25 protein-coding genes and 1 tRNA gene are annotated in these 23261 nt (G+C 73.3%); 11 read left to right on the top strand and 15 right to left on the bottom strand.

Annotated elements, in window-relative coordinates:
* Positions 1-32 precede the first annotated feature (32 nt).
* From ROT00_RS03580 to iolC, 7 genes are all read right to left on the bottom strand, one after another.
* Positions 33-1070: an extracellular solute-binding protein gene (locus ROT00_RS03580; RefSeq protein WP_404772368.1), complete on the bottom strand. Its 1038-nt coding sequence runs from the start codon at positions 1068-1070 to the stop codon at positions 33-35.
* Positions 1067-2563 carry a CehA/McbA family metallohydrolase gene (locus tag ROT00_RS03585; protein ID WP_404772369.1) on the bottom strand — a complete coding sequence of 499 codons (1497 nt, stop codon included), beginning with the start codon at positions 2561-2563 and terminating at the stop codon, positions 1067-1069. The genes ROT00_RS03580 and ROT00_RS03585 overlap by 4 nt, the downstream gene beginning before the upstream one ends.
* 111 nt (positions 2564-2674) lie before the next feature.
* Positions 2675-3472 (bottom strand): 6-phosphogluconolactonase, encoded by a 798-nt coding sequence (locus tag ROT00_RS03590; RefSeq protein ID WP_404772371.1) that lies wholly within the window; start codon positions 3470-3472, stop codon positions 2675-2677.
* A gap of 52 nt (positions 3473-3524) precedes the next feature.
* Positions 3525-5441 (bottom strand): 3D-(3,5/4)-trihydroxycyclohexane-1,2-dione acylhydrolase (decyclizing), encoded by a 1917-nt coding sequence (gene iolD, locus ROT00_RS03595; RefSeq protein WP_404772373.1) that lies wholly within the window; start codon positions 5439-5441, stop codon positions 3525-3527.
* A complete protein-coding gene (iolB, locus tag ROT00_RS03600) occupies positions 5438-6295 on the bottom strand; it encodes a 5-deoxy-glucuronate isomerase (RefSeq protein WP_404772375.1) in 858 nt (285 codons plus the stop codon). Before iolB ends, iolD begins: the two co-directional genes overlap by 4 nt.
* A gap of 56 nt (positions 6296-6351) precedes the next feature.
* Positions 6352-7299 carry a Cgl0159 family (beta/alpha)8-fold protein gene (locus ROT00_RS03605; RefSeq protein WP_404772377.1) on the bottom strand — a complete coding sequence of 316 codons (948 nt, stop codon included), beginning with the start codon at positions 7297-7299 and terminating at the stop codon, positions 6352-6354.
* Positions 7292-8269: a 5-dehydro-2-deoxygluconokinase gene (gene iolC, locus ROT00_RS03610; protein ID WP_404772379.1), complete on the bottom strand. Its 978-nt coding sequence runs from the start codon at positions 8267-8269 to the stop codon at positions 7292-7294. Before iolC ends, ROT00_RS03605 begins: the two co-directional genes overlap by 8 nt.
* 242 nt (positions 8270-8511) lie before the next feature.
* Here iolC and ROT00_RS03615 point away from each other — a divergent pair, with 242 nt between their 5' ends.
* The 4 genes from ROT00_RS03615 (at position 8512) to ROT00_RS03630 (ending at position 12537) form a co-directional block, all read left to right on the top strand.
* The gene (locus tag ROT00_RS03615) at positions 8512-9858 is read left to right on the top strand and encodes an ABC transporter substrate-binding protein (RefSeq protein ID WP_404772381.1); all 1347 of its coding nucleotides are present in this window, start codon (positions 8512-8514) and stop codon (positions 9856-9858) included.
* A gap of 59 nt (positions 9859-9917) precedes the next feature.
* Positions 9918-10877, top strand: a complete 960-nt coding sequence (locus tag ROT00_RS03620) for a carbohydrate ABC transporter permease (protein ID WP_404772383.1) — start codon at positions 9918-9920, stop codon at positions 10875-10877.
* Positions 10874-11704, top strand: a complete 831-nt coding sequence (locus ROT00_RS03625; protein ID WP_404772384.1) for a carbohydrate ABC transporter permease — start codon at positions 10874-10876, stop codon at positions 11702-11704. Before ROT00_RS03620 ends, ROT00_RS03625 begins: the two co-directional genes overlap by 4 nt.
* An 83-nt stretch (positions 11705-11787) precedes the next feature.
* Positions 11788-12537 (top strand): GntR family transcriptional regulator, encoded by a 750-nt coding sequence (locus tag ROT00_RS03630; protein WP_404772386.1) that lies wholly within the window; start codon positions 11788-11790, stop codon positions 12535-12537.
* Here ROT00_RS03630 and ROT00_RS03635 read toward each other — a convergent pair.
* Positions 12482-13540, bottom strand: coding sequence for a helix-turn-helix transcriptional regulator (locus tag ROT00_RS03635; protein ID WP_404772388.1), 1059 nt, complete (start codon positions 13538-13540; stop codon positions 12482-12484). The genes ROT00_RS03630 and ROT00_RS03635 overlap by 56 nt on opposite strands.
* A gap of 105 nt (positions 13541-13645) precedes the next feature.
* Here ROT00_RS03635 and ROT00_RS03640 point away from each other — a divergent pair, with 105 nt between their 5' ends.
* Positions 13646-14101, top strand: coding sequence for a VOC family protein (locus ROT00_RS03640; protein WP_404772390.1), 456 nt, complete (start codon positions 13646-13648; stop codon positions 14099-14101).
* Positions 14102-14110: 9 nt separating this feature from the next.
* Here the strand turns inward: ROT00_RS03640 and ROT00_RS03645 are convergent, their stop codons facing one another.
* The 4 genes from ROT00_RS03645 to ROT00_RS03660 all read right to left on the bottom strand — a co-directional run bounded on the left by ROT00_RS03645 (position 14111) and on the right by ROT00_RS03660 (position 17459).
* Entirely contained in the window at positions 14111-14311 is a 201-nt protein-coding gene (locus ROT00_RS03645; protein WP_404772392.1) for a hypothetical protein, read from the bottom strand.
* Between the two features lie 146 nt (positions 14312-14457).
* A complete protein-coding gene (locus tag ROT00_RS03650; RefSeq protein ID WP_404772394.1) occupies positions 14458-15567 on the bottom strand; it encodes a fatty acid desaturase family protein in 1110 nt (369 codons plus the stop codon).
* Positions 15568-15745: 178 nt separating this feature from the next.
* Complete coding sequence (locus ROT00_RS03655; RefSeq protein WP_404772954.1) at positions 15746-15949, bottom strand: cold-shock protein; 204 nt, start codon at positions 15947-15949, stop codon at positions 15746-15748.
* A gap of 514 nt (positions 15950-16463) precedes the next feature.
* On the bottom strand, positions 16464-17459 hold the full coding sequence (locus ROT00_RS03660; RefSeq protein WP_404772396.1) for a hypothetical protein: 996 nt from the start codon (positions 17457-17459) through the stop codon (positions 16464-16466).
* A 37-nt stretch (positions 17460-17496) separates the two neighbouring features.
* Here ROT00_RS03660 and ROT00_RS03665 point away from each other — a divergent pair, with 37 nt between their 5' ends.
* A complete protein-coding gene (locus ROT00_RS03665) occupies positions 17497-18039 on the top strand; it encodes an aminoglycoside phosphotransferase family protein (RefSeq protein WP_404772397.1) in 543 nt (180 codons plus the stop codon).
* A gap of 55 nt (positions 18040-18094) precedes the next feature.
* Positions 18095-18397, top strand: a complete 303-nt coding sequence (locus ROT00_RS03670) for a hypothetical protein (RefSeq protein ID WP_404772398.1) — start codon at positions 18095-18097, stop codon at positions 18395-18397.
* A 47-nt stretch (positions 18398-18444) separates the two neighbouring features.
* On the opposite strand, the gene ROT00_RS03675 is transcribed toward ROT00_RS03670, so the two are convergent.
* Positions 18445-18535 (bottom strand) — tRNA-Ser (locus tag ROT00_RS03675).
* Between the two features lie 95 nt (positions 18536-18630).
* Here ROT00_RS03675 and ROT00_RS03680 point away from each other — a divergent pair.
* Positions 18631-19401 carry an SGNH/GDSL hydrolase family protein gene (locus ROT00_RS03680; RefSeq protein ID WP_404772400.1) on the top strand — a complete coding sequence of 257 codons (771 nt, stop codon included), beginning with the start codon at positions 18631-18633 and terminating at the stop codon, positions 19399-19401.
* Between the two features lie 9 nt (positions 19402-19410).
* Positions 19411-20775, top strand: coding sequence for a DNA repair protein RadA (gene radA / locus ROT00_RS03685; RefSeq protein ID WP_404772401.1), 1365 nt, complete (start codon positions 19411-19413; stop codon positions 20773-20775).
* Positions 20776-20802: 27 nt separating this feature from the next.
* Here radA and ROT00_RS03690 read toward each other — a convergent pair whose 3' ends face one another.
* Positions 20803-21210 (bottom strand): dehydrogenase, encoded by a 408-nt coding sequence (locus ROT00_RS03690; protein WP_404772402.1) that lies wholly within the window; start codon positions 21208-21210, stop codon positions 20803-20805.
* Positions 21211-21282: 72 nt separating this feature from the next.
* Here ROT00_RS03690 and ROT00_RS03695 point away from each other — a divergent pair, with 72 nt between their 5' ends.
* The gene (locus ROT00_RS03695; protein ID WP_404772404.1) at positions 21283-21945 is read left to right on the top strand and encodes a pentapeptide repeat-containing protein; all 663 of its coding nucleotides are present in this window, start codon (positions 21283-21285) and stop codon (positions 21943-21945) included.
* Between the two features lie 23 nt (positions 21946-21968).
* Positions 21969-22220: an SHOCT domain-containing protein gene (locus ROT00_RS03700; protein ID WP_404772406.1), complete on the top strand. Its 252-nt coding sequence runs from the start codon at positions 21969-21971 to the stop codon at positions 22218-22220.
* Positions 22221-22358: 138 nt separating this feature from the next.
* On the opposite strand, the gene ROT00_RS03705 is transcribed toward ROT00_RS03700, so the two are convergent.
* Complete coding sequence (locus ROT00_RS03705; RefSeq protein WP_404772408.1) at positions 22359-23192, bottom strand: oxidoreductase; 834 nt, start codon at positions 23190-23192, stop codon at positions 22359-22361.
* Positions 23193-23261: the final 69 nt, after the last annotated feature.

Consider the following 23261-nt stretch of genomic DNA (forward strand, 5'->3'; position numbering starts at 1 on the left):
ACGCGTGGCGTCGACCCGGCCTCGGGGATGGATTACTTGGCGCTCGCGAGCTTCTCGTCGAAGCGGGTGAGCACGGCGTCCTTGTCGGTCGCGAACACCGCGGGGTCCGGGGCGGCGAGGTTCAGCTCGTCGGCGGCGGGCAGGCCCTTCGGCGGGGCGACGTCGGTGCGGGCCGAGCGGCGGCCGACCTCGTCGACCATGAGCTGCTGGGCCTCCTTCGACATGAGGAAGTTCACGAAGGTCTCCGCGGCCTTCGGGTGCTTCGCGCCCTCGATCACGGCGGCGACGCCGATCTGGTTCGACACGACGTCGCTCGGGTAGACGAGCTCGAGCGGGGCGCCCTCGGCGACCCAGGTGGCGCCGAGGTCCTCGTTGATGAAGCCGAGCGCGTACTCGCCGGTGCGGACGCCGTCGAACATCTGCGAGCTGCCGTCGACGACCTTCGCGTTCGGCAGGAAGCCGTCGAGGTAGTCCCAGTCGTGCGCGGTCACCATGGCGGCGAGCAGCGAGTAGGAGGTGCCGGAGGAGCGCGGGTTCGCGAAGGCGATCTGACCGGCCTCGCGCCACTTCGGGTCGAGCAGGTCCTCGAAGCTCTCGGGGTAGCTCGACGGGTCGGTGACGCGCTCGGTGTTCACCGCGATCGCCTGGAAGAGGGCGTCGGTGGCGTGCCACTTGTGGTCGGGGTCGGTGACGACCGTCGCCGCGTCGTTCTCCAGCTCGACGGACGCGAACGCGTCCGCGGACGCTGCGGCGTAGTTCTCGCTCGAGCCGCCCCAGGCGACGTCGCCGAGCGGGTTCTTCATCTCGCTCTCGACGCGGCTGATCAGCTCGCCCGTGCCGGGGCTCGCGGTCAGCGAGACCGAGATGTCCGGGTATGCCTTCTCGAAGGCGGCGATGATCGGGTCGGTGACCTCCGGGCCGTGCGCCGCGTAGACGACGACGGTGCCGGACTCGGCCGAGTCGTCGCCGCCCGCGGGCTGGCCGCCGACGAGGGCGCTGCAGCCGCTGAGGACGAGCGACGCCGAGACGGCGGCGATGCCGACCGCGGCGAACTTCCTGCCGTGCTTCATGATTCTCCTTCGTGCATGGGTGTGGTGGTGCGATGGACCGTGCGGACGAAGCTCGTGAGAGCTTCGAACGACTCGTGCGAGCGCCAGGCCGAGGCCCAGTGCCGGGGATCGTCCGAGCGGCGGTGCAGCTCGGCGCGGTAGGCGGCGGGGACGGGGTCGTCGTCGACGAGGACGAGGCGCGTCTCACCGGGCTCGACGTCGCCCTGGAACCACATCAGGCCGTCGCGGATGACGAACAGCGCGCAGGGCACGTCGATGCGGAAGTCGAGCTGGAGCTCGACGGGCGTCCCGTCGAGCTCGAGGTGCTCGCCGAGGCCCGCCTCGCGGCCGGCGCTGCGGAGGCGCAGCTCGAGCTCGGCCCCGCGGGTGACGACGGTCGCGGCGCGGCGGAGTCCGTCGAGGAGCCCGGCGGCGCTGCGCTCGGCGACCCGCACCGCGGTGACCACCTGCCCGAGGCGCTGGGCGGGGTCGCCGAGCTCGTGGCAGTCGGTGCCGGCGACGGGGGCGATGTCGTGCCCCTCGGCGAGCAGCCGGTCCCAGAGCCCGATCGCGGCGTCGTTGTTGGCGTCCTGCCCCTGGTTCACGACCTCGAGGAGGTCGACCTCGGCCCAAGGCACGTCGGAGCGCCGCCAGGCCTGCTGACCGCTGAAGGGGTGGTTCACGCCGAAGAGCCCGCCCTGGGCGTGCACCTCGCGGACGAGCTCGCCCGCCGTGCGGTCGGGGCCGTCGACGTAGACGTCGACCCAGTCGCGGAGGCCGTGGGCGTTGCCGTGGCCGCGGTGCGTGGTGACCTCGATCGAGGGCAGCACGATGGGGCCGCCCGCGGCTTCGGCCGCCTCGGCGAGCGGCGCCCAGTGGCTCCAGGTGAAGTGGTCGCTGAGCGCGAGGAAGTCGAAGCCGCGGCTCCGCGCGTCGGCCACGATGGCCGCCACCGGGTCGCGGCCGTCGCTGTGCTGCGAGTGGCAGTGCAGCTCGCCGCGGAGCCAGCCCGGCTCCCCAGAGGGGGCGGGCGTCGGTTGCGCGGATGCCTCGGCGACGCCCGCCGTCGCGTCGGTTCTCGGAGTCGAACGGGGGCGCGCCGTCCCATCGGTGTCGTCGGCCTCCTCGGGCACCGCGAACAGCCGGAGCGCGTAGGCGCCCTCCTGCCGGAAGCGGTCGAGATCGATCCGGAGGGTCCAGGTCCCGGCGGCGATGGGGCCCGCGATCGCGCCCGGGCTCGCCGAGCCGATGCCGACCGTGAAGCGGAGCTCCCGCGGGCCGGGCCCGCCCGGGCACTGCACGTGCCCGCGGAAGACGCCGTCCGGGTCGATGAGCGCGGCGTAGAGCTGGAAGCGGTCGGTGACCTTGACGTAGTCGAGCTCGACCCGGAGCTGTCCCGTGCCCGCCGGTACCTCGACGACGCGGTCGAGGTACTCGCCCTCGAGCGGCGGGCGCAGCACGTCGTCGACGTCGAGCAGCGCGACGCCGCGGCGGTCGGCGGGGACTGAGGTCATGATGCGTCCTTGGATCGGGGGAGGGTGCGCGAGCGCGGTTCCATCCTCGACCAGAGTTGTAACAATGTCAATTTGACAATACAAAGTCTGGCCGAGGATGGGACGGGACGGTCAGTCCTGCTCGCCGGCGGCGGCGCGATCGGCCACGACGAGCGCGCCGGCGCACTCCGCGATGACGGTCGCGGGCCACGCGGGGTCGTACGCCGACGCCGCCGTGATCCGCTCGAAGGCCTGCTGCTTCTCGGCCGTGGTGATGATCATGACCGCGCTGCGCGAGAGCCCGGCGATCGTGCCGATGCCGACCGTCACGCCGTGGCTCGGCACGGCGTCGAGCGAGCCGAAGCCGGGGAAGGTCCCGAGGTTGTCGATGCGGGTCTGCTCGGCGAGGCGCACGACGCGGCTGCCGCTCTCCCGCGGCGAGCCCGGCGGGTTGAAGGCGACGTGCCCGTCCCCCGCGCCGCTCGCGAGCAGGAAGCAGTCGATGCCGCCCGCCTCGCGCAGGAGCGCGTCGTACGCCTCGGGGTCGGCCGGGTCCGGCTGGAGCAGGCGGTCCGCCGCCATCCCCTCGTCGGCGGCCGCCGCGTTCAGCGCCCCGACGACCTCGTCGCGGATGAACCGCCGGCAGCTGTTGTGGGCGTCGAGGTCGACGTTGCGGAAGCCGCCGTCGGCCTCGACGACGTAGTCGTCCATGATCGCGATGCGCAGGTGCGAGATCGCCAGCCCGCGCTCGCGCACGAGCCGGGCGAGCGCCCGGTACGTCGGCAGGGGCGTGCGCCCGCTCGGACAGCCGAGCACGTAGTCGGCGCCGGCCGCGCGCGCCCGCTCGATGCCGTCGGCGATACGGCCGGCGACGAACTCGGCGACCGCATCGGCGTCGGACAGGATCCGGATCTCGGGAACGGTGGACATGGTTCTCCTCTCGAAGGGGCGCCGGGCGCCCCGCGGGTTCGGTCGCGCGGGCTCAGACGAGCGGGCGCTGGGCTTCGCGGGCCGTCTCGTACGCCTCGCGGGCGCGCTGCGTGCTCGGCACCTCGGAGACGGCGGCGACGGGGACGTCCCACCAGCCGCCGCCGTCGGGGGCGGGGACGAGCGGGTCGCTCTCGACGTGGATCAGCGTGGCCGTCGGCGAGGCCTTCGCCGCCCGTACGGCGGCCGCGAGCTCCGCGACCGCGTCCGCCGAGGGCTCAATGCGGACCACGTCGATGCCGAGGCTCGCGGCGTTCGCGGCGAGGTCCACGGGAAGGGTCCGCTCGGGGTCGACGTCGTTCGCCTCGGCATCCTGATAGCGGTAGCGCGTGCCGAAGCGATCGGTGCCGACCGTGTCGCTCAGCGCGCCGATCGAGGCGTAGCCGTGGTTCTGGATCAGCACGATGACGACCTTCAGCCCCTCGGCGACGGCCGTGACGATCTCGGTGTGCATCATGAGGTAGGAGCCGTCGCCGACCATGACGATGACGTCCCGGTCGGGCGCGCCGCGCCGCACGCCGAGGCCGCCGGCGATCTCGTAGCCCATGCACGAGTACGCGTACTCGACGTGGTAGCCGAGGTCGTCGCGCACCCGCCAGAGCTTGTGCAGGTCGCCCGGCAGGGATCCGGCCGCGCAGACGACGACGTCGCGGGGATCGCTCGCCGACTGCACGGCGCCGATGATCTCCGACTGGGCCGGCCGGGGCCGTCCGCTCGGGGCGAACGCGGCATCCACGACCCCGTCCCAGGCCGCCTTCTCCTCGGCGAGCGCGCGCCGGTACTCGGCCGAGGTGCCGGCGCCGGAGCCCTCGAGCGCCGCGCCGAGCGCGACGAGGCCCGCCCGCGCGTCGGCGACGAGCGGCAGCTCCGTGCCGTGCTTCATCGCGTCGAAGGAGGCCACGTTCAGGTTCACGAAGCGCACCCCGGGGTGCTGGAACGCCGAACGCGAGGCGGTCGTGAAGTCGCTGTACCGCGTGCCGACGCCGATCACGAGGTCGGCCTCGGCGGCGAGCCGGTTGGCCGTCGTCGTGCCGGTCGCGCCGACGGAGCCGGCCGCGAGCGGGTGGTCCCACGGCAGCGCGCCGACGCCGGCCTGCGTCGTGGCGACCGCGATGCCGTGCGCCTCGGCGAATCGGCGCAGCTCGTCCGCGGCATCCGAGTAGAGGACGCCGCCGCCCGCGACGATGAGCGGAGCGGACGCGCCCCGGATGGCCGCCGCGGCACGGGCGAGCTCGCCCGGGTCCGGCTGGGGCCGGCGCACGTGCCACTCGCGCTCGCGGAGGAACTCGAGCGGCACGTCGATGAGCTCCGCCTGCACGTCCTCGGGGAGGGAGATCGTGACCGCCCCGGTCTCGACCGGGTCGGTGAGCACGCGCATCGCGCCGAGGGCGGCGGAGAACAGCTGCTCGGGACGGCTGACCCGGTCGAAGAAGCGGGAGAGCGGCCGGAACGCGTCGTTCACCGAGACCGTCGCGTCGTGCGGCAGCTCGAGCTGCTGCAGCACCGGGTCGGCCACGCGCGTCGCGAAGGTGTCCGAGGGCAGCAGCAGCACGGGCAGGCGGTTCGTCGTCGCGAGCGCCGCGCCCGTCAGCATGTTCGTGGCGCCCGGGCCGACCGACGCCGTGCAGGCGAAGGTCGCGCGCCGGCGGTGCATCCGGGCGTAGCCGACGGCCTGGTGCACCATCGCCTGCTCGTTGCGCGCCTGATGGTACGGCATCCGTGCCGGGTCCTCCCGGGCGAGCTGCTTCAGCGCCTGGGCGACGCCCGCGATGTTGCCGTGCCCGAAGATGCCGAAGGTGCCGGCGATGGTGCGCTCGCGGACGTCGCCGTCGACGGTCCACTGATTGGCGAGGAACTCGACGAGCGCCTGGCTCACGGTCATCCGCCGGGTGGCGGTGCGTCGTTCGGTCATGGGCGTGCTCCGTCCGTGGTCGGGCCGAGGTACGGCAGCCGGGGGTCGAACTCCTGACCCTCCCAGCTCCGCCGCACCCAGGCGTGCGCGGGGTCGTCGCTGATCCGCCAGGCGCGCTCCGGCCCGGGGCCGGCCATGACGTTCAGGTAGTAGAGGTCGTAGCCGGGCGCGGCGACGGCCGGGCCGTGGTAGCCGAAGGGCACGAGGGCGATGTCGCCCGTGCCCACCCGGCCGTCGATCTCGATGTCGCCGGCGGGCGAGCTCGCCGTGGAGAAGAGCCCGAACGGCGCCGCCCCCGCGGGCGCCTCGGTCCCCCGGGCCACGTCGGCCTCGAAGTAGTAGATCTCCTCCAGCTGCGACTCGACGCCCGGCAGCTGCTGATCGTGCTTGTGCGGCGGGTACGACGACCAGTTCTCGGCCGGCGTGATCACCTCGCAGACGATGAAGCGGCCGGCGGCGAGCGTCTCGGGCGTGCCGAAGTTGTGCACCTGGCGGCTCGAGCGTCCGGCGCCGCGGAGCTCGACGGGCACGTCCTCGGCGGCGATCCGACGGGAGGGGTGCCGCTCGTCGCTCGGCGCCTCGGCGACCGCGACCCGCCCGGAGCCGCACAGCGTCGCGGCGGTGCCGACGGCCAGGTACGCGACGTCGCTCGGGCCGTCGAAGACGGACGCCCGTCCGGCGAGCTCGATCCGCTCCGTCCGGCCGTCGTCGTGGCGGAGGTCGACGGCGAACGAGCCGGAGAGCGGCACGACGAGCCGCTCGAGCCGCCCGGCGGGCAGCTCGGCCGACTCCCCCGGCGCGAGCTCGGCGACCCGGAGGCCGGTCCACGTCCAGCCCTCGAGCCCGTCGTCCACGACGGACTCCCAGGGACCCGCGGGGGGCTCGCCGCGGCGGTGCAGCCAGCGGGCGCTCACGCGGTGCCGCCCGGGTGCACGAGGCGCGCGGCCGTGTCGATCGCCGAGCGCACGTCGCCGTCGGCCGGGTAGAGCAGGGTGCGGCCGACGACGAGGCCGTGCACGCCGGGGAGCTCGAGCGCGTCGGCCCAGGAGGCGTAGGTCTCGTCCGGGCGCTCCCGCGGGTCGCCGCCGAGGAGCAGCGTCGGCAGCGTCGACGCGGCCATCACCCGCTCCATGTCGGGGACGACGGGCAGCTTCAGCCAGGAGTACGCGGAGCTCGTGCCGAGCCCGGAGGCGATCGCCATCGAGGTGATCACCGCCTGCGCGCTCAGATCGTTCACGATGCGCCCGTCCTGCCAGGAGCTCATGAAGGGCTCGAGCATGATCGGGAGGCGCGCGGCGGCGGCCTGGCCGACGGCCTCCGCGGTCGCCTGCAGCGTCGGCGCCGTGGCCCGGTCGTCGAGGTTCACCCGGACGAGGAGCTTGCCGAAGTCGAGCCGGGAGCGCACCATCGTCGGCACGTCGTAGCCGGTGTAGCGGTCGTCCATCTCGAACGCGGCGCCCCGCAGCCCGCCCCGGTTCATCGAGCCGACGACGATCTTGTCGTCGAGGAGGCCGAGGAGGGCGAGGTCCTCGATCACGTCGGGGGTGCCGAGCACCCCGTCGACGCCGGGGTGGGCGAGCGCGACGGCGAGGCGGTCGAGCAGCCGGTAGCGGTCGGCCATGGCGAGCTCGTCGTCGCGGACGCCGAGCGCGCCCCGGGCGGGGTGATCGGCGGCGACGATGAAGAGCCGGCGGTCGCCGCGGAGGAGCGGCCTGGAGCGGCGCGCCTCGAGCGATCGGGCGATCGCGTCGGGGTCGGCGGCGCGCGCCTCGCGGAGGGCGGCGAAGGACTCGGGCGGGAGGCCGCCGGCGATGGGCTCGGCAGCGGACGTGGCGGTCGTGGTGGTCGGCTCAGGCATCCCGGCTCCCCTCGCCCGATCCGGCCAGCGCCGCCTCGACCTCGGCGGTCGTCGGCATCGCGGTCGAGCACTCGCGCCGGCCGGCGACGATGGCGCCGGCGACGTTCGCGAAGCGGATGACGCGGTCGAGCGACTCGCCGGCGAGCAGTCCCCGGCACAGTGCGCCGCCGAAGCCGTCGCCGGCGCCGAGGCCGTTCACGACGGAGACCGCGTACGGCGGCACCTCGACGGTCTCGTCCCGGGTCTTCGCGAGGACGCCGCGCGGGCCCTGCTTCACGATCGCGAGCTCGACGCCGCGGTCGAGCAGCGCGTCGGCGGCCCGCTGCGGCTCGCGCTCGCCGACGGCGATGTCGCACTCCTCGAGATTGCCGACGGCGACGGTGACGTGCTCGAGCGCGGCCGACACCTGCTCGCGGGCGAGCTGCTCGTGCTGCCAGAACATCGGTCGGTAGTCGAGGTCGAGCACCGTGAGGGGCGCGCGGCCGCGGGCGGCCCAGGCGGCGAGATGGGCGGTGCGGCTCGGCTCGACGGAGAGCCCCGTCGCCGTCGCCCAGTAGAGGCGGGCGTCGCGGACGGCGTCGAGGTCGAGCCCGTCGGCCTCGATCAGGAGGTCGGGCGCGATCGGGTCGCGGTAGAAGTAGAGCGGGAAGTCGTCGGGCGGGTAGATCTCGCAGAAGGTGATCGGCGTCTTCGGGCCGGACAGCGCCTCGACGAAGCGGGCGTCGACGCCCAGCCGCGTGAGCTCCTGGACGACGAAGCGGCCGAAGGGGTCGTCTCCGGTGCGCGTGATCACCGCGGAGGACAGTCCGTGCCGCGCGGCCGCGACGGCGACGTTGGTGGCGCTGCCGCCGAGGTACTTGCCGAAGGTCGCCACCTCCTCGAGCGGCGTCGCGTCCTGCAGCGGGTAGAGGTCGACGCCGACCCGGCCGATGGTCAGGACGTCGAGGGCGGCGTCGGGGGTGGGGTTCATACGGCTGGCGCTCCGGTTTCGAGGGGGAACTTTGTCTTGACAAAGTAACATGAATTGCGGATGGTTGGATCAGCGAACCGACCACTGGTCCTGAAACTGGACTAATTGGTCTCATCATGACACGATGACGACGTCCGCGGCGCCGATGGCGACAGCCGGAGACGCACGGGCGTTCCCCCGACTCGGCAGTGATGCCGACCAGCCGCGAGCGACATCGCTGCCGCTCCGGAAAGGACCCCCTCATGCCCACCCGTCGAATGCGTCTCACCGGTGCCGCTGCCGCGGTCGCCGTTCTCGCCCTGGGGCTCGCCGCGTGCAGCGCGCCCGGCGGTTCGCGCACCGCCCCCTCCGCCCCGGTGGAGGAGATCACCGCCCCCGTCACCCCCGAGCAGCTCGCCGAGCTCGGCGACGTCACCCTGAGCGTCTGGGCCGACCAGGGCGAGCAGGACTTCATGGACCTGCTCGTGCCGGCGTTCGAGGCCGAGTACCCGAACGTGTCGGTCGACATCCAGTTCAAGAGCTTCAACGACCTCACCGCGACCGTGCTGAACGCGATGAACTCCGCCGACGCACCGGACGTCGCCCAGGGCAACCAGGGCTGGGCCACCGACGGCGCCCTCGTGAAGGCCGGGCTGATCCGTCCGCTCGACGACGTCGCCGACGCGTACGACTACCGGGATGCCGCGGGCGACGCCATCACCCAGCTGCAGTGGTCGGACGACGGCGCCGCCTTCGGCGAAGGCTCGGTGTACGGCATGTCGCCCGACAACCAGATGGTCGGCCTGTTCTCGAACCGCTCCAAGCTCGCCGAGCTCGGCCTCGGCACCCCGACCACCCTCGACGAGCTCGAAGCCGCCTTCGCCGCCGCCAAGGCCGCCGGTCAGACGCCGCTCGTGCTCGGCAACGCCGACAAGGCCTCGGCCATGCAGACCTTCTCGATCCTGCAGGGCGCACTCACCCCGGCCGCCGACACCCGCGCCTGGATCACGGGCGCGACCGGGGCCGACTTCGCCGTCGACTCGAACCGCGAGGCGCTCGACCGCTTCGCCGAGTGGGTCGCGAAGGGCTACGTCTCAGCCGGCTACGACGGGACGAGCCCCGACGACGCCGCCGCCGCGTTCGCCTCGGGCGAGGGCGTCTTCTTCATCGGCGGCAACTGGTACGCCGGCGCCATCTCCGACGGCGCCGCCTTCGACTTCACCCCCGGCCTCTCCGACGGCGACTACGCCTCGAGCGGCTCCTTCGGGATGCCGTGGCACGTGAGCTCGAAGTCGGATGCCTCGCTCGCGGCGATCGCCTTCGTCGGCATGGTGAACTCGCCCGAGTCGGCCGCGCTCCTCGCCGAGACGCACCGCGTCCCGATCCAGCCCGTCGAGGCCGCCGGGGACGACGCCATGTTCCAGGCCCTGCTCGACGCCTCGTCGACCCAGCTCGACGGCGCCGGACCGCTCTACTGGTACGACTGGGCGACCGACACGATGTTCGACACCTTCACGGGCGGCCTGCAGGAGGTGCTCGCCGGACGCGAGAGCGCCGACGCACTGCTCGAGCGCGTGCAGGCCGACTGGTCCGACTTCCACGCCGAGTGACCGACCCCGAGTCCGGGGCGGGCCGCACGGCCCGCCCCGGATCCTCACCGGAGATCCTGATGACCATCGCTCCCCCGCGCTCCGCCCCCGCCGCGGCCGGCTCCCGCCCGCCGCGCCGCCGCGGACGCCTGCGCCGCTACGACTGGGACGCGTACCTCTACCTCGTCCCCGCGTTCGCCTTCTACCTCGTCTTCCTCGTCCGCCCCGTCGTCGAGTCCGTCTGGATCGCCCTGTTCGACTGGGACGGCATCACGGCGAGCGAGTGGGTCGGCTTCGACAACTTCGCCGAGGTGCTCGCCGATCAGCAGATCTGGCAGGCGACGCTGCACTCGCTCGTCTTCGTCGTGTTCTACGCCCTGCTGCCGACCGCGCTCGCCCTCGTCTTCGTCGGCGCGATCGCCCGCATCCGGGTGCGCGGCCTCGCCGCGTTCCGCGCGCTGCTGTTCGTGCCCTACATCCTCTCCACCGTCGTCGTGGCGATCTCCTGGCGCTGGATCTTCGCCGAGCAGGGGCCGCTCAACACCGCCCTCCGCGCGATCGGCCTCGACGGCCTCACCCGCACCTGGCTCGGCGACTTCACCACCGCGCTGCCCTCGGTCGGCGTCATCGGCACCTGGGTGATGTTCGGACTCGCGTTCGTGCTCTTCGTGAGCGGGCTGCAGAACATCCCCGCCGAGCAGTTCGAGGCGGCCCGCCTCGACGGCGCGGGCCCGGTGCGCGAGTTCTTCGCCGTCACCCTGCCCGCGCTCCGCGGCGAGATCCAGGTCGCGCTCGTGCTCATGATCACCGCGGCGCTTCGGAACTTCGACATCGTCTGGAACACGACCGCCGGCGGGCCCGGGACCTCCACCACCGTGCCCTCGTACTACATCTACCGCGAGGCCTTCGTCACCCACCAGGTCGGCCGGGCCTCGGCGATCGCCGTCGTGCTGACGCTGCTGATCTTCGCGATCGTCGGCGCGGCCATGTGGCTCACCCGCGACCGCGACGCCGCCGCTCCCCGAGGAGGAACGCGATGAGGATCCGCCGCTCCGAACAGCTCCTGGGGCACCTGCTCCTCATCGTCGGCGCGCTGCTCGCGCTGCTGCCGTTCCTCTCCATCGTGCTGCTCGCGCTCACCCCCTCCGGCGAGCGCACCGGCGGCGGTGGGCTGCCGTCGAGCCTCACCCTGGAGAACTTCGCGACCGCGTGGACCCGGGGCGGCTTCGGCCAGGCGCTCTGGTCCTCCCTCGTCGTCGCCGTCGCGGTCGTGCTCGGCGCGAGCCTCGTCTCGGTGCTCGCCGGCTACGCGTTCCAGACCATGCGCTTCCCCGGCCGCTTCGTGCTCCTCGGGGTGCTCCTCATCGGCCTCGTCATGCCCTACGAGGGCATCATCGTGCCGCTGTACTACCTGCTCGAGGGGATGGGGCTGCTGAACACGTACTGGGCGCTCATCCTGCCCCAGATCGCGACCTCGGTCTCGCTCGGCGTGCTCTGGATGCGCACGGCGTTCGCGAACGTGCCGCGCTCCCTCGGGGAGGCGGCGTCGATCGACGGGGCGAGCCGATGGTCGACCCTCTGGCGTGTGCACGTGCCGGTCTCGGCGCCCGCGATCGCGACCCTCGGGACGCTCCTGTTCCTCTACACCTGGAACGAGTTCCTGATGGCGCTCGTGCTGGTGCCGCAGAACCCCGCCGTGCAGACCGCCCCGCTCGCGCTCTCGTTCTTCGCCGGCAGCACGCGCAACTTCGACCCCTCGGTCACCGCGGCGGCCGCCGTCATCGTCGCCCTGCCGATCCTCGTCGTCTACGCGATCTTCCAGCGCCGCTTCATCACGGGCGTCGTCGCGGGGGCGGTGAAGGAGTGAGCACCGGGCGGCCAGTCGCCGGCGGCGCCCGGCTTGACCGGCGGGTCGGCGCTCGCAAGAATCGGGGCGGGGAGGCGGCCACGATGACCGAACACGCGACCGCGACGGCTGCGCCGCGCCGGCTCGGTCCGACGGCGTCCCGCGCCCGGGACGCGGTGCGCGAGCTCGTCGAGACCGGCGTCTTCGAACCGGGGCAGAAGCTCCCCGGCGAGCGGGAGCTCGCCGAACGGGTGTCGGTCAGCCGGGTGGTGCTCCGGGAGGCGCTCGCCTCCCTCGAGGAGGACGGCCTCCTCGAGAGCTCGCCGTGGCGGGGCTGGTTCGTCACGGCGCCGCACATGGCCGAGCGCGTGACGCTGCAGTCGTTCACCGAGATGGCGCTCGCCCGGGGCCTCCGGCCCGGCGCGCACGTGCACCGGAGCGAGGTGCGGCCGGCGACCCTCGGCGAGGCGACGAGCCTCGCCCTCGCCCCCGCCTCGCCCCTGCTCGAGGTGCACCGTGTGCGCACCCTCGACGAGGTGGCGATCTGCTACGACGTCTCGGTGATCCCGCTGCAGCGCGCGCCCGGTCTCGAGGCCCCGATGCTCGAGGACGCCTCGCTGTACGGCACGCTGGAGGCCGTGTGCGGGCTCCGCGTCGTCCGCAGCGACTACACCGTGCGGGCCGAGGCCGCGGACGCGGACATCGCCGGGGCGCTCGGCATCGCCCCCGGCGCGCCGGTGCTCGTGGGTGAGGAGATCGCGTCGGAGCTCGGCGGAACCCCGGTGCTCCTCGGCCGGGTCACCTACCGCCACGACGCGTACGAGTTCCAGGCGACGCTCTACCGGCCGAGCTGAGCCGCCCGCCGGCGGCCTCGGCCGCGGCGAGGAGCTCCGGCGGGCCGAGGAGCTCGAACGGCCGCTCGAACTGCAGCAGCCGGGCGGCGACGCCGGCCCACGACCAGGAGCCGAGCGCGAGCCGGCAGCGGCCGTCGCCGGCCTCGACGAGCTCGCCGGCCTCGAGCCAGGGCGCGAGCTCGGCCGCCTCGGCACGGACCAGCACCTCGCCGATGCACGGCCAGGCGTCGCCCGCTCCCTCGGCCGCGCCTCGGAATCGGCCGGCGAGGAAGGCGAGCGCGTCGCCGCCCGGGATCCGCCGGGCAGCGAAGCGGGCGCCGTGCGGCGTGCGCGGCGCCATCCGATCGAGGCGGTAGACGCGCCACTCCTCCCGCTCGAGGTCGAAGGCGACGAGGTACCAGCGGCCGTCGCGGGCGACGAGCTCGTGCGGCTCGACCCGGCGCGGCGGGGCCCCGTCCGCCGCGAGCCCGGCGCCGCCTCCGCCGCCACTCCCACTCCCGCTGCCGCTTCCGCCGCCACTCCCGCTGCCGCTGCCGCGGTAGTCGAAGCGCAGCACCCGCCCCTCCCGCACCGCCGCGCTGACGGCGAGGATCACCTCGGGGTCCGTCCGCACGCCGCTCGGGCCGTTCGCGAAGCGGAGCCCGTCGACGCGGTGCCGGAGCCGGGAGGGCAGCACCTGGCGCACGGTCGCGAGCGCCCGCTCGGCGTCCTCCTCGATCGCGGCGCCGGTGCCGCCGACCGCGCTCAAGGCGATCGCGATGGCGACCGCCTGCTCGTCGTCGAAGCGCAGCGGCGGCAGCTCCTCCCCGGCGGCGAGCCGGTAGCCGCCGTCGGGACCCATCGCGGCCGAGACCCGGTAGCCGAGCTCCCGCAGCCGCTCGACGTCCCGGCGGATCGTCCGGGTGCTGACCCCGAGCCGCCCGGCGAGCTCGGCCGCGGGCCACTCGCGTCTCGCCTGCAGCAGGGAGAGCAACGAGAGCATGCGCGCGGAGCCATCCGTCATGCGGTCCAGTCTCGTCGAAGTCCCGGACATTCGGTGTCCTCGACTGCTGGGACGCTGGGCGAACGGCCGAGATCCGGCCGCGATCCGCCCACGAGAGGAACGACGATGAGCCTCGTCACCACGACCCACCTGAACTTCGGCGCCGGCGAAGCCCGCCCGGCGCTCGAGCACTACCACCGCGTCTTCGGCGGCGAGCTCGCGCTCACGAGCTACCGCGAGCTCGGGATGCCGGCGGACGCCCCGGATGCCGAGAAGATCGTCTTCGGCGCGGTCACGAGCCCCGACGGCTTCCGCGTGATGGCGTACGACGTGCCCGGCGGCGCCGGGCCCGTCGCGGCATCCCCGACCGCGACCCGTCGCGAGCACGGCGCGACCCTGACCGAGCGGCCCTTCTTCGTCTCGCTCCGCGCCGACTCGCTCGATGCGGCGCAGCGCGCCTGGGACGGGCTCGCCGACGGGGCGACGGTCATCGAGCCGCTCGCGGCCTCGGCGTGGTCGCCCGGCTTCGGCATGCTCGCCGACCGCTTCGGCGTCACCTGGGTGATCGACGTCGCGGGCTGAGCACCCGGCCTACCGGGTCGGCATCCCGGAGTCCGGGCCGTTCCCTTCGTGGCGCCGTCCCAGGACGCGCTGCCACCAGCCGCGCTTCGACGTCGGCTCCGGCTCCGGCTCGGGAGGTCCCTGCTCGCCCTTCCAGATGAGGTAGGCGAGGTAGGGGTCGTCCTCGGGGTTCGTCGGCGCTGCGGGCGCGCGTCGTCGTCGGATGCCCATCGTCGCGACTCCCCCCGTCCGCCTTTCGCTGGTCCATCCAGTGTCCGTCATCCGCCCGGGAACTCCCTCAGAGAGCACCCGGAGGGCGCAGCGAGCACCCGGAGGGCGCAGCGAGCGCCCGGAGCGCAGCGAGCGCCCGGCGGAGGTCAGGCCCGCCGGAACTGGGTGACCATGGGGCAGTCGAAGGGATCGCGCGCGGCCAGGCCGACGCGGTTCAGGTAGGCGATCACGATCGCGTACGAGCGCCAGAGCGAGGTCTCGGTGTAGGGCACGTCGTGCGTCTGGCAGTACTCCCGCACGATCTCCCGGGTCTGAGCGAGGTGCATACGCGACATGCTCGGGAAGAGGTGGTGCTCGACCTGGTAGTTGAGGCCGCCCATGAGCCAGGTCGCCCACCAGCCGCCGCGGATGTTCCGCGAGGTGCGCACCTGCTTCTGGAAGAAGTCGAGCTTCGCGTCGCGTGCGATGACGGGCATGCCCTTGTGGTTCGGCGCGAACGATGCGCCCATGTACACGCCGAAGACGGCGAGCTGCACGCCGACGAAGGCGAACGCCATCCCGAGCGGCAGCACGAGGAACACCGGCACGAACAGGACCGCGAAGCGGGCGGCGATGATGGAGAGCTCCGTCCAGCGGCCCGGGACCGGACCCCGGGCGAAGAGGTGGCGGAGGCTCTGGTAGTGCAGGTTCAGCCCCTCGAGGGTGAGCAGCGGGAAGAACCACCAGCCCTGCTTGCGGGTGAGGAGCTGGCGGATGCCGCGCGCCTCCGCCGCGTCCTCCTCCAGGAAGGAGATGGTGTCGACCTCGATGTCGGGGTCCTTGCCCACCCGGTTCGGGTTCGCGTGGTGGCGGCTGTGCTTGCTGTCCCACCAGCTGTAGCTCATGCCGACGAGGCCCGCGAGGACGCGGGCGAGCCGGTCGTTCGACGGCCCCGAGGCGAGGATCTGGCGGTGCGCGGCCTCGTGCGCGAGGAACGCGAGCTGCGTGAAGAGGATGCCGAGCGCTCCGGCGATGAGCAGCTGATACCAGCTGTCGCCGAGGAGGATGAAGCCGGCGACGGCGCCGCCGAACGCGAGGGCGATCGCGGTGCCGATGAGGGCGTAGAACCAGGGCGTCCTGCGGAGGAGCCCGGTCTCGCGGACGAGCTGCGAGAGCTGCGTGTATGCGCGGGTGATGGGCGGGAAATCGCCGGCCCTGGCGTAGGTCTGCCGGACGGGGCCGAGCGCGGCCTCCTGGGCGATGGGGATGGTCGGCATGGGGGCTGCCTGTCTGTGCTGGGCCGCGAGTCTTCGGCCGTGAAGCCAAAGGCGGGTGCCCATCGCTGCTGCCCACGCTACGCGGCGAACCATGCCCGCCCCTGCATACAGCCTGTGAGGATGGGCAGACAGCCTGTGAGGATGGCCGGCTCCGACGGTGCGGAGCCGGCCGACCCGATTACAGGGCGCGGATGTTCGTCGCCTGCAGGCCCTTCTGGCCCTGCTCGATGTCGAACTCGACGCGCTGGTTCTCGGAGAGTTCGCGGTACCCGCTGCCGGTGATCGCGCTGAAGTGCGCGAACACGTCGGCGGAACCGTCGTCGGGCGCGATGAAGCCGAAGCCCTTGTCGGTGTTGAACCATTTGACGATGCCGGTGGCCATGACGTCATTCCTTCGTTGTCGTGGACCACGGGGGTGATCCGGGAAACCGCGGCGACGGCGCCGCCGCGGGGCTCGGTTGCGCCGGACCTGGTGGTCGGCGGCGGGGAGGACGCCGGACACGGCGTCGGGACGGATGCCGGGTGCGGCACCGGCCTCGAGTGCGGACTGCGCGGCGTCGAGCGAGTCGAGGCGGGCGACGAGTCGCCCGACCGGGTCGTAGGCGAGGAACGCCGGCCCGTCGGCGATGACGTGCCCCGCGTACTCGCCGTCGAGCGTCGCGCTGTGGACGTCGAGGTCGGCTTGCCGCCAGTGCAGGCGGGGGGACGAACTGGTGAAGAGCAGGGAGATGAGTGAATTCGATTCAGTACGGCGGTCGGGGCGACGACGACGTCGGCGACTGCGGAAGATGAGGATGCGCTCCAAGCGCGGAGATCGTTTCGGGACGCGCGATGCGCGACGGCGCTCGAAGATCACGAGCACGCGGTGGTGACCGCCGGATCGACTGCACGGCGCATCACTGCCCACTAGTGTACGCGACGCGGCTGGGAATCCGGCCTCGGCTCGATTTCCGGCGTTCGGGCGCCGGCCGCGCGGCGGATCGGACGGGACCGACCGCGCCGGCCTCAGCCCGGTGGAGGCGTCGGGCGTTCCTCGACCGTGCCCCCGCGGATCTCGTAGACACGATCGGCGATCGCCTCGACGTCGGCAGCGTGGTGGCTGGTGAAGACGATCGCCGTCCCCCGCGCGCCGCCTCCGCACGCTGCTGGCCCAGTCCGCCCGCTGGGACTCGGCGACCACCCACGCGGGCGGCATGGACTTCGGCGCGGCCGTCGCGGTCTATCAGCGCCGGCCGCGGCTCGGCCGGCGGCTCCGCGCCGTCCGGGCGCTCGGGCGGCCGGCGGCCGTGTTCCTCGTCCGCGACGCGATCGGGGCGGCCCGGACGCCCGCTCGCCTCGCCGCCGGAGTCCTCACCGTCGCCGCGGCCGGCGCGCTCCTGACCCTCGCGTTCCTTCCCGCCGCGCCCGGCTGGCTGGTGGGGGCCGCCGCGGGGGCGACGCTGTTCGCTGGGCTCGGCCCGATCACCGACGGCCTCCGGCACGCGGCGAGCATCACGGCCGGACTCCCGCTCTACGGCATCAGCGACGAGCAGCTCGTCGCGAGGCACCTGCTCTTCCCGTCGATCGTCACGGTCGTCGTGCTCCTCGCGGTCGCCGTGGCGGTCTCGCTCGCGGCCGGGATCGCCGCCGTCGGGCCGCTCCTGGGTGCGCTCGCGCTCGGACTGCTCGTGCTGATCGCGCGCCTCAGCACGGCGATGAAGGGGCCGCTCCCGCCCGCGCTGCTCGCCCCGATCCCGACCCCCGTCGGCGACCTCGGCGCCGCCGTCCGGCTGCTGTGGGCGCTCGACGGCGTGCTGCTCGCCGCGCTCGCGGGGGCGGCCGCCGCGCTCGTCTTCGAGAGCCCGATCCTGCTCCTCGGCGTCGCCGCCGCCCTCGTCGGGATCGGGGCGCACCGCTGGCGCGCCGACCACACGATCGCGGGCCGTCCGGGTGGTCGGCTCGCTCCTGCGGCAGCTGCACGGCGTGCCCGCCCCCGACGGGCTCCCCCGGCTCGGGGCGGTGCTCGCCGAGATGCTCGAGCAGGCCCCGGCCGCGATGGCCACGCTCGACCGCGAGGATCGGTCCCGGCTCGACCGCTGGGTGCGCCGCGTCGGCGAGCTCGAGGCGGAGCCCGGCGATCGCCTCCTGCACTGGGATCTGCACTACGGCAACGTACTCTCGGCCGACCGCGAACCGTGGCTCGCGATCGACCCGGAACCGCTCGTCGGCGACCCCGGCTTCGACCTGTGGCCCGCGCTCGACAGCGGCTGGAGCGCGGACCCCACTGTCACCGGGGCCCCTCGCCTCGTCCGACGGCGCTTCGACCTCCTGACGGAGCTGCTGGACCTCGACCGAGACCGCGCCGCCGGGTGGACGGCGGCCCACCCGCTGCAGAACGCCCTCTGGGACATCGAGGACGGGTACGCCGCGATCGCCGCGCCCGCGCAGGCGATCGACGACGCCCTCGCGTCGCCCGGGCGCCCGCTGCGCTAGCCCCTCGGCTCGGGCGGCCGCTACGGTGGTGGGATCACGAGGCGAAGGAGCAGCGATGAAGACCGGACCCGTCGTCATGGGCGTCGCAGCCGGCGCCCTCGCCCTCCTCGGCGTCGTGCTCGCGCTCCTGCCGGAGCCGGGCGACTCGTTCGGGTGGTTCGCCTCCCTGCCCGTCGGCGACACCGGATTCGTCGGCAGCCGCACGCTCGTGCCGCCGACCCGTCTCTGGGGCACGGTCCTGCTCGTGATCGCGTTCGGCGGCGGCGCCTTCGCCGCGGGGTGGGCGCTGGGTACCGCACGCGCCCGCACCGCCGGCAGCGCTCCGGAGCCAGACAGCTCGCGCGGCGAGCCGGCGTAGAGCTTCGCTCGAATGCAGAAAACCCCCGGAGAACCGGGGGTTTTCGCTGGCGGTGACGGTGGGATTTGAACCCACGGTAGGGGGTTACCCTACACAACTTTTCGAGAGTTGCACCTTCGGCCGCTCGGACACGTCACCGGGATCGATAGTAGACGATCCCGCGCGACTGACCAAAACGGACGACCGGGCGGATGCCTCAGCAGACGTTCAGCGGACGCCCATAGTTTCGTCGCATGCCCGCTCCGCACCGCCTCGCCACCATCGCGCTCGTCGCGGGCGGCCTCGGCGTCGCCGCGGCGGCCGGGGCGCTCGGCTGGCGGGCCTTCGGCGAGCGCCGGCGCGAGGAGTCGGCGGTGCTGAACGAGACGCTCCCGGTGCACTCGAAGTGGTGGCGCGAGCTCGCGAAGACCCGCGGCGAACTGCTCTACGTCGCGATCGGCGACAGCGCGGCGCAGGGCATCGGCGCGAGCCGGCCCGACCTCGGCTACGTCGGTCTCCTGGCCGACGAACTCCGCAGCCGCAGCGGGCGCACCGTGCGGGTCGTGAACCTCAGCGTCTCGGGCGCGACCGTCGGGCTCGCAGTGCGCGATCAGCTCCCCCGCTTCGGCAGGCTCCGCCCCGACGTCGTCACCGTCGCGATCGGCGCGAACGACATCGCCGACTGGGATGCCGCGGCCTTCGCCGAGGGCATTCGTGCCGTACTCGACGCGGTCCCCCGGCACGCCGTCGTCGCCGACCTGCCGTACTTCTACTTCCCCGGCAACGAGCGCAAGGTCGCGGAGGCGAACGCGATCCTCCGGCGGGAGGCCGCCGCGCGCGGGCTCGTCGTTGTGCCGCTGCACGAGGCGACGAAGCGCCAGGGCGTGCGCGGCATCCTGACCGGCTTCGCGAAGGACTGGTTCCACCCGAACGACCGCGGCTACCGCGTCTGGGCGGGCGCCTTCCGCCCCGCCGTGATCGCACGCCTGCGGGAGCTGCCCGGCGGTGTCGGGGGCCGCGGCTAGGCTCTGGGCATGGCCCGAACGAGCACCGCCTTCCGCTGCACCGAGTGCGGGTGGAGCACCGCCAAATGGGTCGGCCGCTGCGCCGAGTGCCAGCAGTGGGGCACCGTGGTCGAGGCGGCGGCGCCGACCGGCATCACGCGCACGGTCAAAGCCGCGGCCATCGCCCCGTCGCAGGCGGCCCGGCCCATCGCGCACATCGAGGTCGCGGCGACGAGCCACCGTCCGAGCGGCATCGGCGAGTTCGACCGGGTGCTCGGCGGCGGCATCGTCGCGGGCGCGGCCATCCTGCTCTCCGGCGAGCCGGGCGTCGGCAAGTCGACCCTCCTCCTCGAGGTCGCCGCCCGCGTCGCGGCGAGCGGCCGCCGGGTGCTCTACGTCAGCGCCGAGGAGTCGGCGGCCCAGGTCCGGCTCCGCGCCGGCCGCACCGGCGCGCTGCACGACGAGCTCTACCTCGCCGCCGAGGCCGACCTCGCCACGGTGCTCGGGCAGATCGACGAGGTCGCCCCCGAGCTCCTCATCGTCGACTCGGTGCAGACGGTCGCGAGCTCCCTCGTCGACGGCCTGCCCGGCCAGCCGAGCCAGGTGCGCGAGGTGGCGTCCACGCTCATCCGCGTCGCGAAGGAGCGCGACCTGCCGCTCCTGCTCGTCGGGCACGTCACGAAAGACGGCACCATCGCCGGCCCGCGCCTGCTCGAGCACCTCGTCGACGTCGTGTGCCACTTCGAGGGCGACCGGCAGACGGCGCTCCGCTTCGTGCGCGCGCTGAAGAACCGCTTCGGCCCGACCGACGAGGTCGGCTGCTTCGAGATGACGGGCGACGGCATCGCCGAGGTCCCCGATCCCTCCGGGCTCTTCCTGAGCCGGTCCCGCACCGCGGTCAGCGGCACCTGCGTCACCGTGGCGCTCGAGGGCCGGCGGGCGCTGCCTGTCGAGGTGCAGGCCCTCGTCGTCGCGACGAAGGCGCCGCAGCCGCGCCGGGTCGTGAACGGGGTCGACCCCTCGCGGGTGGCGATGATCCTCGCCGTGCTCGAGCGCCGCGCCGGGCTCAAGGCCCTCGGCGAGCACGACGTCTACGTCTCCACCGTCGGCGGGGTCCGTCTCGTCGAGCCGGGCGCCGACCTCGCCATCGCCGTGGCCATCGCCTCGGCCATGCGCGACCGGGCGGTGCCGCACGAGCTGGCCGCCTTCGGCGAGATCAGCCTCGCCGGCGAGGTGCGGCCCGTCGCAGCGGCGACGCAGCGCGCCACCGAGGCCCGCCGGCTCGGGTACACGGCGATCCTCGACGTCGAGGCCGGCAGCGTGCGCGCCGCCGTCGAGCGGGCGATGCTCGCCGCGAAGGGCTCCCGCGAGCGCGAACTCGACGCGGCGTTCTGACGCCGGCGATGCCCGCCGCGATCCGGGTTACGCCTCGAGCGCGCGCAGCAGCTCGCCGGGCGGCGCCTGCATCGGATGCGGGCCCGCGATGTCGAGGAAGACGGTCGTGATCGTCGACTCGTAGCGCTTCAGGAAGCTGCGCAGCCATGCCGGGCTCTGCAGCCCGACGGCGGGCGGCAGGTTCGCCGGCTTGTGCTCGGCGTCGCTGAAGAGGAGGAGCGCCACCTCGCCCGTCTTCGGGTCGCGGTACGTCCACACCTCGCCGCCGTCGAGCGGGCGGTCGCGCGGACCGGGCTTCACGAGCGGGACGACGGTGTTGCCGTGGCGCAGCGCGAGGGCGACCGCGGCCATGTCCTGCCGCTCGAGCGCCTCGGCGAGCGCCTGCGAGCGGAACTCCAGCGGCGGCTTCGCCTTCTTCTTGCCCGTGCCTGCCATGCCTTCCAGCGTAGCCGGGCCGGCGGAGGCATCCGCCCGCGCGATGTCGGTCGCCGCCGATAGCGTGCTCGCATGCCGAAGCCCGCCACCCGCCCGCCGCTGATCGACCCGCTCCGACTCGACGGCCTCGACGCCGGCGACCCCGACGCGCTCGCGCCGCAGCGCACGGTCGAGGGGCTGCGCTTCGTCGACGTCGATGCCGAGGGGCGCGACCTCTCGGGGGCGACCTTCTCCGAGTGCGAGCTCGTCGGGTGGAACGCGCACGAGACCTCGTTCCGCGCCGCCCGCTTCCTCGAGACCCGCGTCGAGCGCCTGAACGCGCCCGTGTTCGTCGCCTCCCGTTCGACCTTCCGCGACGTGCGCATCGAGGGGTCCCGGATCGGCTCCGCCGAGCTCTACGACGCCGAGCTGCAGTCGCTCGTGGTCGAGCAGTCGAAGCTCGGCTGGGTGAACCTGCGCGCGGCCGAGCTCCGCGACGTCCGCTTCACCGGCTGCAGCTTCGACGAGCTCGACCTCGGCGAGGCGAAGCTCGCAAGGGTCGCCTTCGAGGACTGCACGGTCGGCGAGCTCGTCGTGACCCGCACCACGATGCAGGACGTCGACCTCCGCGGTCTCGACATCCGCGCCATCCGCAGCCTCGAGGGCCTCGCCGGCGCCACGATCGACTCGCAGCAGGCCGCCGCCCTCGCCGAGCACTTCGCCGCCCAGCTCGGCCTGCGCATCGAAGACCGCTGAGCGGCCGCCGCTAGGCTCGAGCCATGTTCATGGGATTCGACGGCTGGCACGCGCTCATCCTCCTCGGCATGGTCCTCGTGCCCCTCGCGATCGTGGCGGCCATCGTGCTCGTCGTCGTGCGCGTCTCCCGCACCAGCGCACCCCCGGCAGCACCGGTCGCCCCGGCCGCGAGCCCCGCCGAGCGCCTGGCGCAGCTCGACCGACTGCGCGACGAGGGCCGCATCAGCCCGACGGAGTACGAGCAGACGCGGGCCCGCATCCTCGGCGAGCTGTAGCGACCGCCCGCTCGGGCGTGTCGCGAACCCAGAATTGGGTGTCGGACCGCGAATCAGCCCTTCGAGCCGCTCCCGCGGCGGGCTCTGCCTCGCCGCCGCACGCCACTGGCTGACCAGCGCGTCAGTCGAACTGCGTGGTCAGGCACGGGGCATCCCGACGGCGCGGCTGATGATGAAGTCGAAGGCGCGATCCCCGAGCATCCTCCGCGCGGCGATGAGCGGCTTCGCGCCGAAGCCGACGGCGTAACGTGTCTTGGGCTTCGAGACGGTCACGGCCTTTCCGATGGCATCGGAGATGACCGAGGGCGGCGAATTGCGGTTGCCGTTCGCTTCCGACCGCAGGGACTTCGCCACTGCGTCGGCCTGGGCGGCGTACGGCCCGGAAGCCGAGAACTTCTCGAGGCCATCAGCGGCGATGGCGCCCCATTCGGTGGCGATGCCGCCCGGCTCGATGACCACGACGTTGATACCGAAGGGCGCGACTTCCAGGCGGAGGCAGTCGCTGAGCGCCTCGATGGCGAACTTCGTGCCGTGATACCAGCCCCCGAGTGGCGTGTAGATCTTGCCACCCATGGAGGAGATGTTCACGATCGTTCCGCCGTGCTGTGCGCGCATGTGCGGCAGGACGAGCTGGGTCAGGCGCATCGCGCCGAACACATTGACATCGAACTGGCGACGGGCCTCGTCCAGAGCGACGTCTTCGATCGCGCCGTATGAGCCGTAGCCGGCGTTGTTCACGAGCACGTCGACCCGCCCGGTCTCGGCGATGACGCGCTCCATACCGTCAGTCATCGACTTCTCGTCGGTGACGTCCATCGCGAGCGGGCGGATGCCGTCAGCGCTGAGGCCCTGGAGTCGGTCGGTGCGTCGCGCAGCGCCGTAGACGGTGTATCCGAGGCTCTGGAGCTTCCGTGCGGTGGATTCGCCGATGCCGGACGAGGCGCCGGTCACGAGGGCGGTCTTGGTGGTCATGTCATGCTCCTGCAGTAAGATGAATCGAGGTTCATATTTATGATGAACCAAAGTTCACTTAAGTGCAAG

The sequence above is a fragment of the Agromyces mediolanus genome (assembly GCF_044917495.1).
Classification (GTDB): domain Bacteria; phylum Actinomycetota; class Actinomycetes; order Actinomycetales; family Microbacteriaceae; genus Agromyces; species Agromyces mediolanus_B.

Bases quoted from the DNA above. Each gene is read 5' to 3' on its own strand.
- ROT00_RS03580 (WP_404772368.1), bottom strand. From the start codon at position 1,070: ATGAAGCACGGCAGGAAGTTCGCCGCGGTCGGCATCGCCGCCGTCTCG.
- ROT00_RS03585 (WP_404772369.1), bottom strand. From the start codon at position 2,563: ATGACCTCAGTCCCCGCCGACCGCCGCGGCGTCGCGCTGCTCGACGTC.
- ROT00_RS03590 (WP_404772371.1), bottom strand. From the start codon at position 3,472: ATGTCCACCGTTCCCGAGATCCGGATCCTGTCCGACGCCGATGCGGTC.
- iolD (WP_404772373.1), bottom strand. From the start codon at position 5,441: ATGACCGAACGACGCACCGCCACCCGGCGGATGACCGTGAGCCAGGCG.
- ROT00_RS03605 (WP_404772377.1), bottom strand. From the start codon at position 7,299: ATGCCTGAGCCGACCACCACGACCGCCACGTCCGCTGCCGAGCCCATC.
- iolC (WP_404772379.1), bottom strand. From the start codon at position 8,269: ATGAACCCCACCCCCGACGCCGCCCTCGACGTCCTGACCATCGGCCGG.
- ROT00_RS03615 (WP_404772381.1), top strand. From the start codon at position 8,512: ATGCCCACCCGTCGAATGCGTCTCACCGGTGCCGCTGCCGCGGTCGCC.
- ROT00_RS03620 (WP_404772383.1), top strand. From the start codon at position 9,918: ATGACCATCGCTCCCCCGCGCTCCGCCCCCGCCGCGGCCGGCTCCCGC.
- ROT00_RS03625 (WP_404772384.1), top strand. From the start codon at position 10,874: ATGAGGATCCGCCGCTCCGAACAGCTCCTGGGGCACCTGCTCCTCATC.
- ROT00_RS03630 (WP_404772386.1), top strand. From the start codon at position 11,788: ATGACCGAACACGCGACCGCGACGGCTGCGCCGCGCCGGCTCGGTCCG.
- ROT00_RS03635 (WP_404772388.1), bottom strand. From the start codon at position 13,540: ATGACGGATGGCTCCGCGCGCATGCTCTCGTTGCTCTCCCTGCTGCAG.
- ROT00_RS03640 (WP_404772390.1), top strand. From the start codon at position 13,646: ATGAGCCTCGTCACCACGACCCACCTGAACTTCGGCGCCGGCGAAGCC.
- ROT00_RS03645 (WP_404772392.1), bottom strand. From the start codon at position 14,311: ATGGGCATCCGACGACGACGCGCGCCCGCAGCGCCGACGAACCCCGAG.
- ROT00_RS03650 (WP_404772394.1), bottom strand. From the start codon at position 15,567: ATGCCGACCATCCCCATCGCCCAGGAGGCCGCGCTCGGCCCCGTCCGG.
- ROT00_RS03655 (WP_404772954.1), bottom strand. From the start codon at position 15,949: ATGGCCACCGGCATCGTCAAATGGTTCAACACCGACAAGGGCTTCGGC.
- ROT00_RS03670 (WP_404772398.1), top strand. From the start codon at position 18,095: ATGAAGACCGGACCCGTCGTCATGGGCGTCGCAGCCGGCGCCCTCGCC.
- ROT00_RS03680 (WP_404772400.1), top strand. From the start codon at position 18,631: ATGCCCGCTCCGCACCGCCTCGCCACCATCGCGCTCGTCGCGGGCGGC.
- radA (WP_404772401.1), top strand. From the start codon at position 19,411: ATGGCCCGAACGAGCACCGCCTTCCGCTGCACCGAGTGCGGGTGGAGC.
- ROT00_RS03690 (WP_404772402.1), bottom strand. From the start codon at position 21,210: ATGGCAGGCACGGGCAAGAAGAAGGCGAAGCCGCCGCTGGAGTTCCGC.
- ROT00_RS03695 (WP_404772404.1), top strand. From the start codon at position 21,283: ATGCCGAAGCCCGCCACCCGCCCGCCGCTGATCGACCCGCTCCGACTC.
- ROT00_RS03700 (WP_404772406.1), top strand. From the start codon at position 21,969: ATGTTCATGGGATTCGACGGCTGGCACGCGCTCATCCTCCTCGGCATG.
- ROT00_RS03705 (WP_404772408.1), bottom strand. From the start codon at position 23,192: ATGACCACCAAGACCGCCCTCGTGACCGGCGCCTCGTCCGGCATCGGC.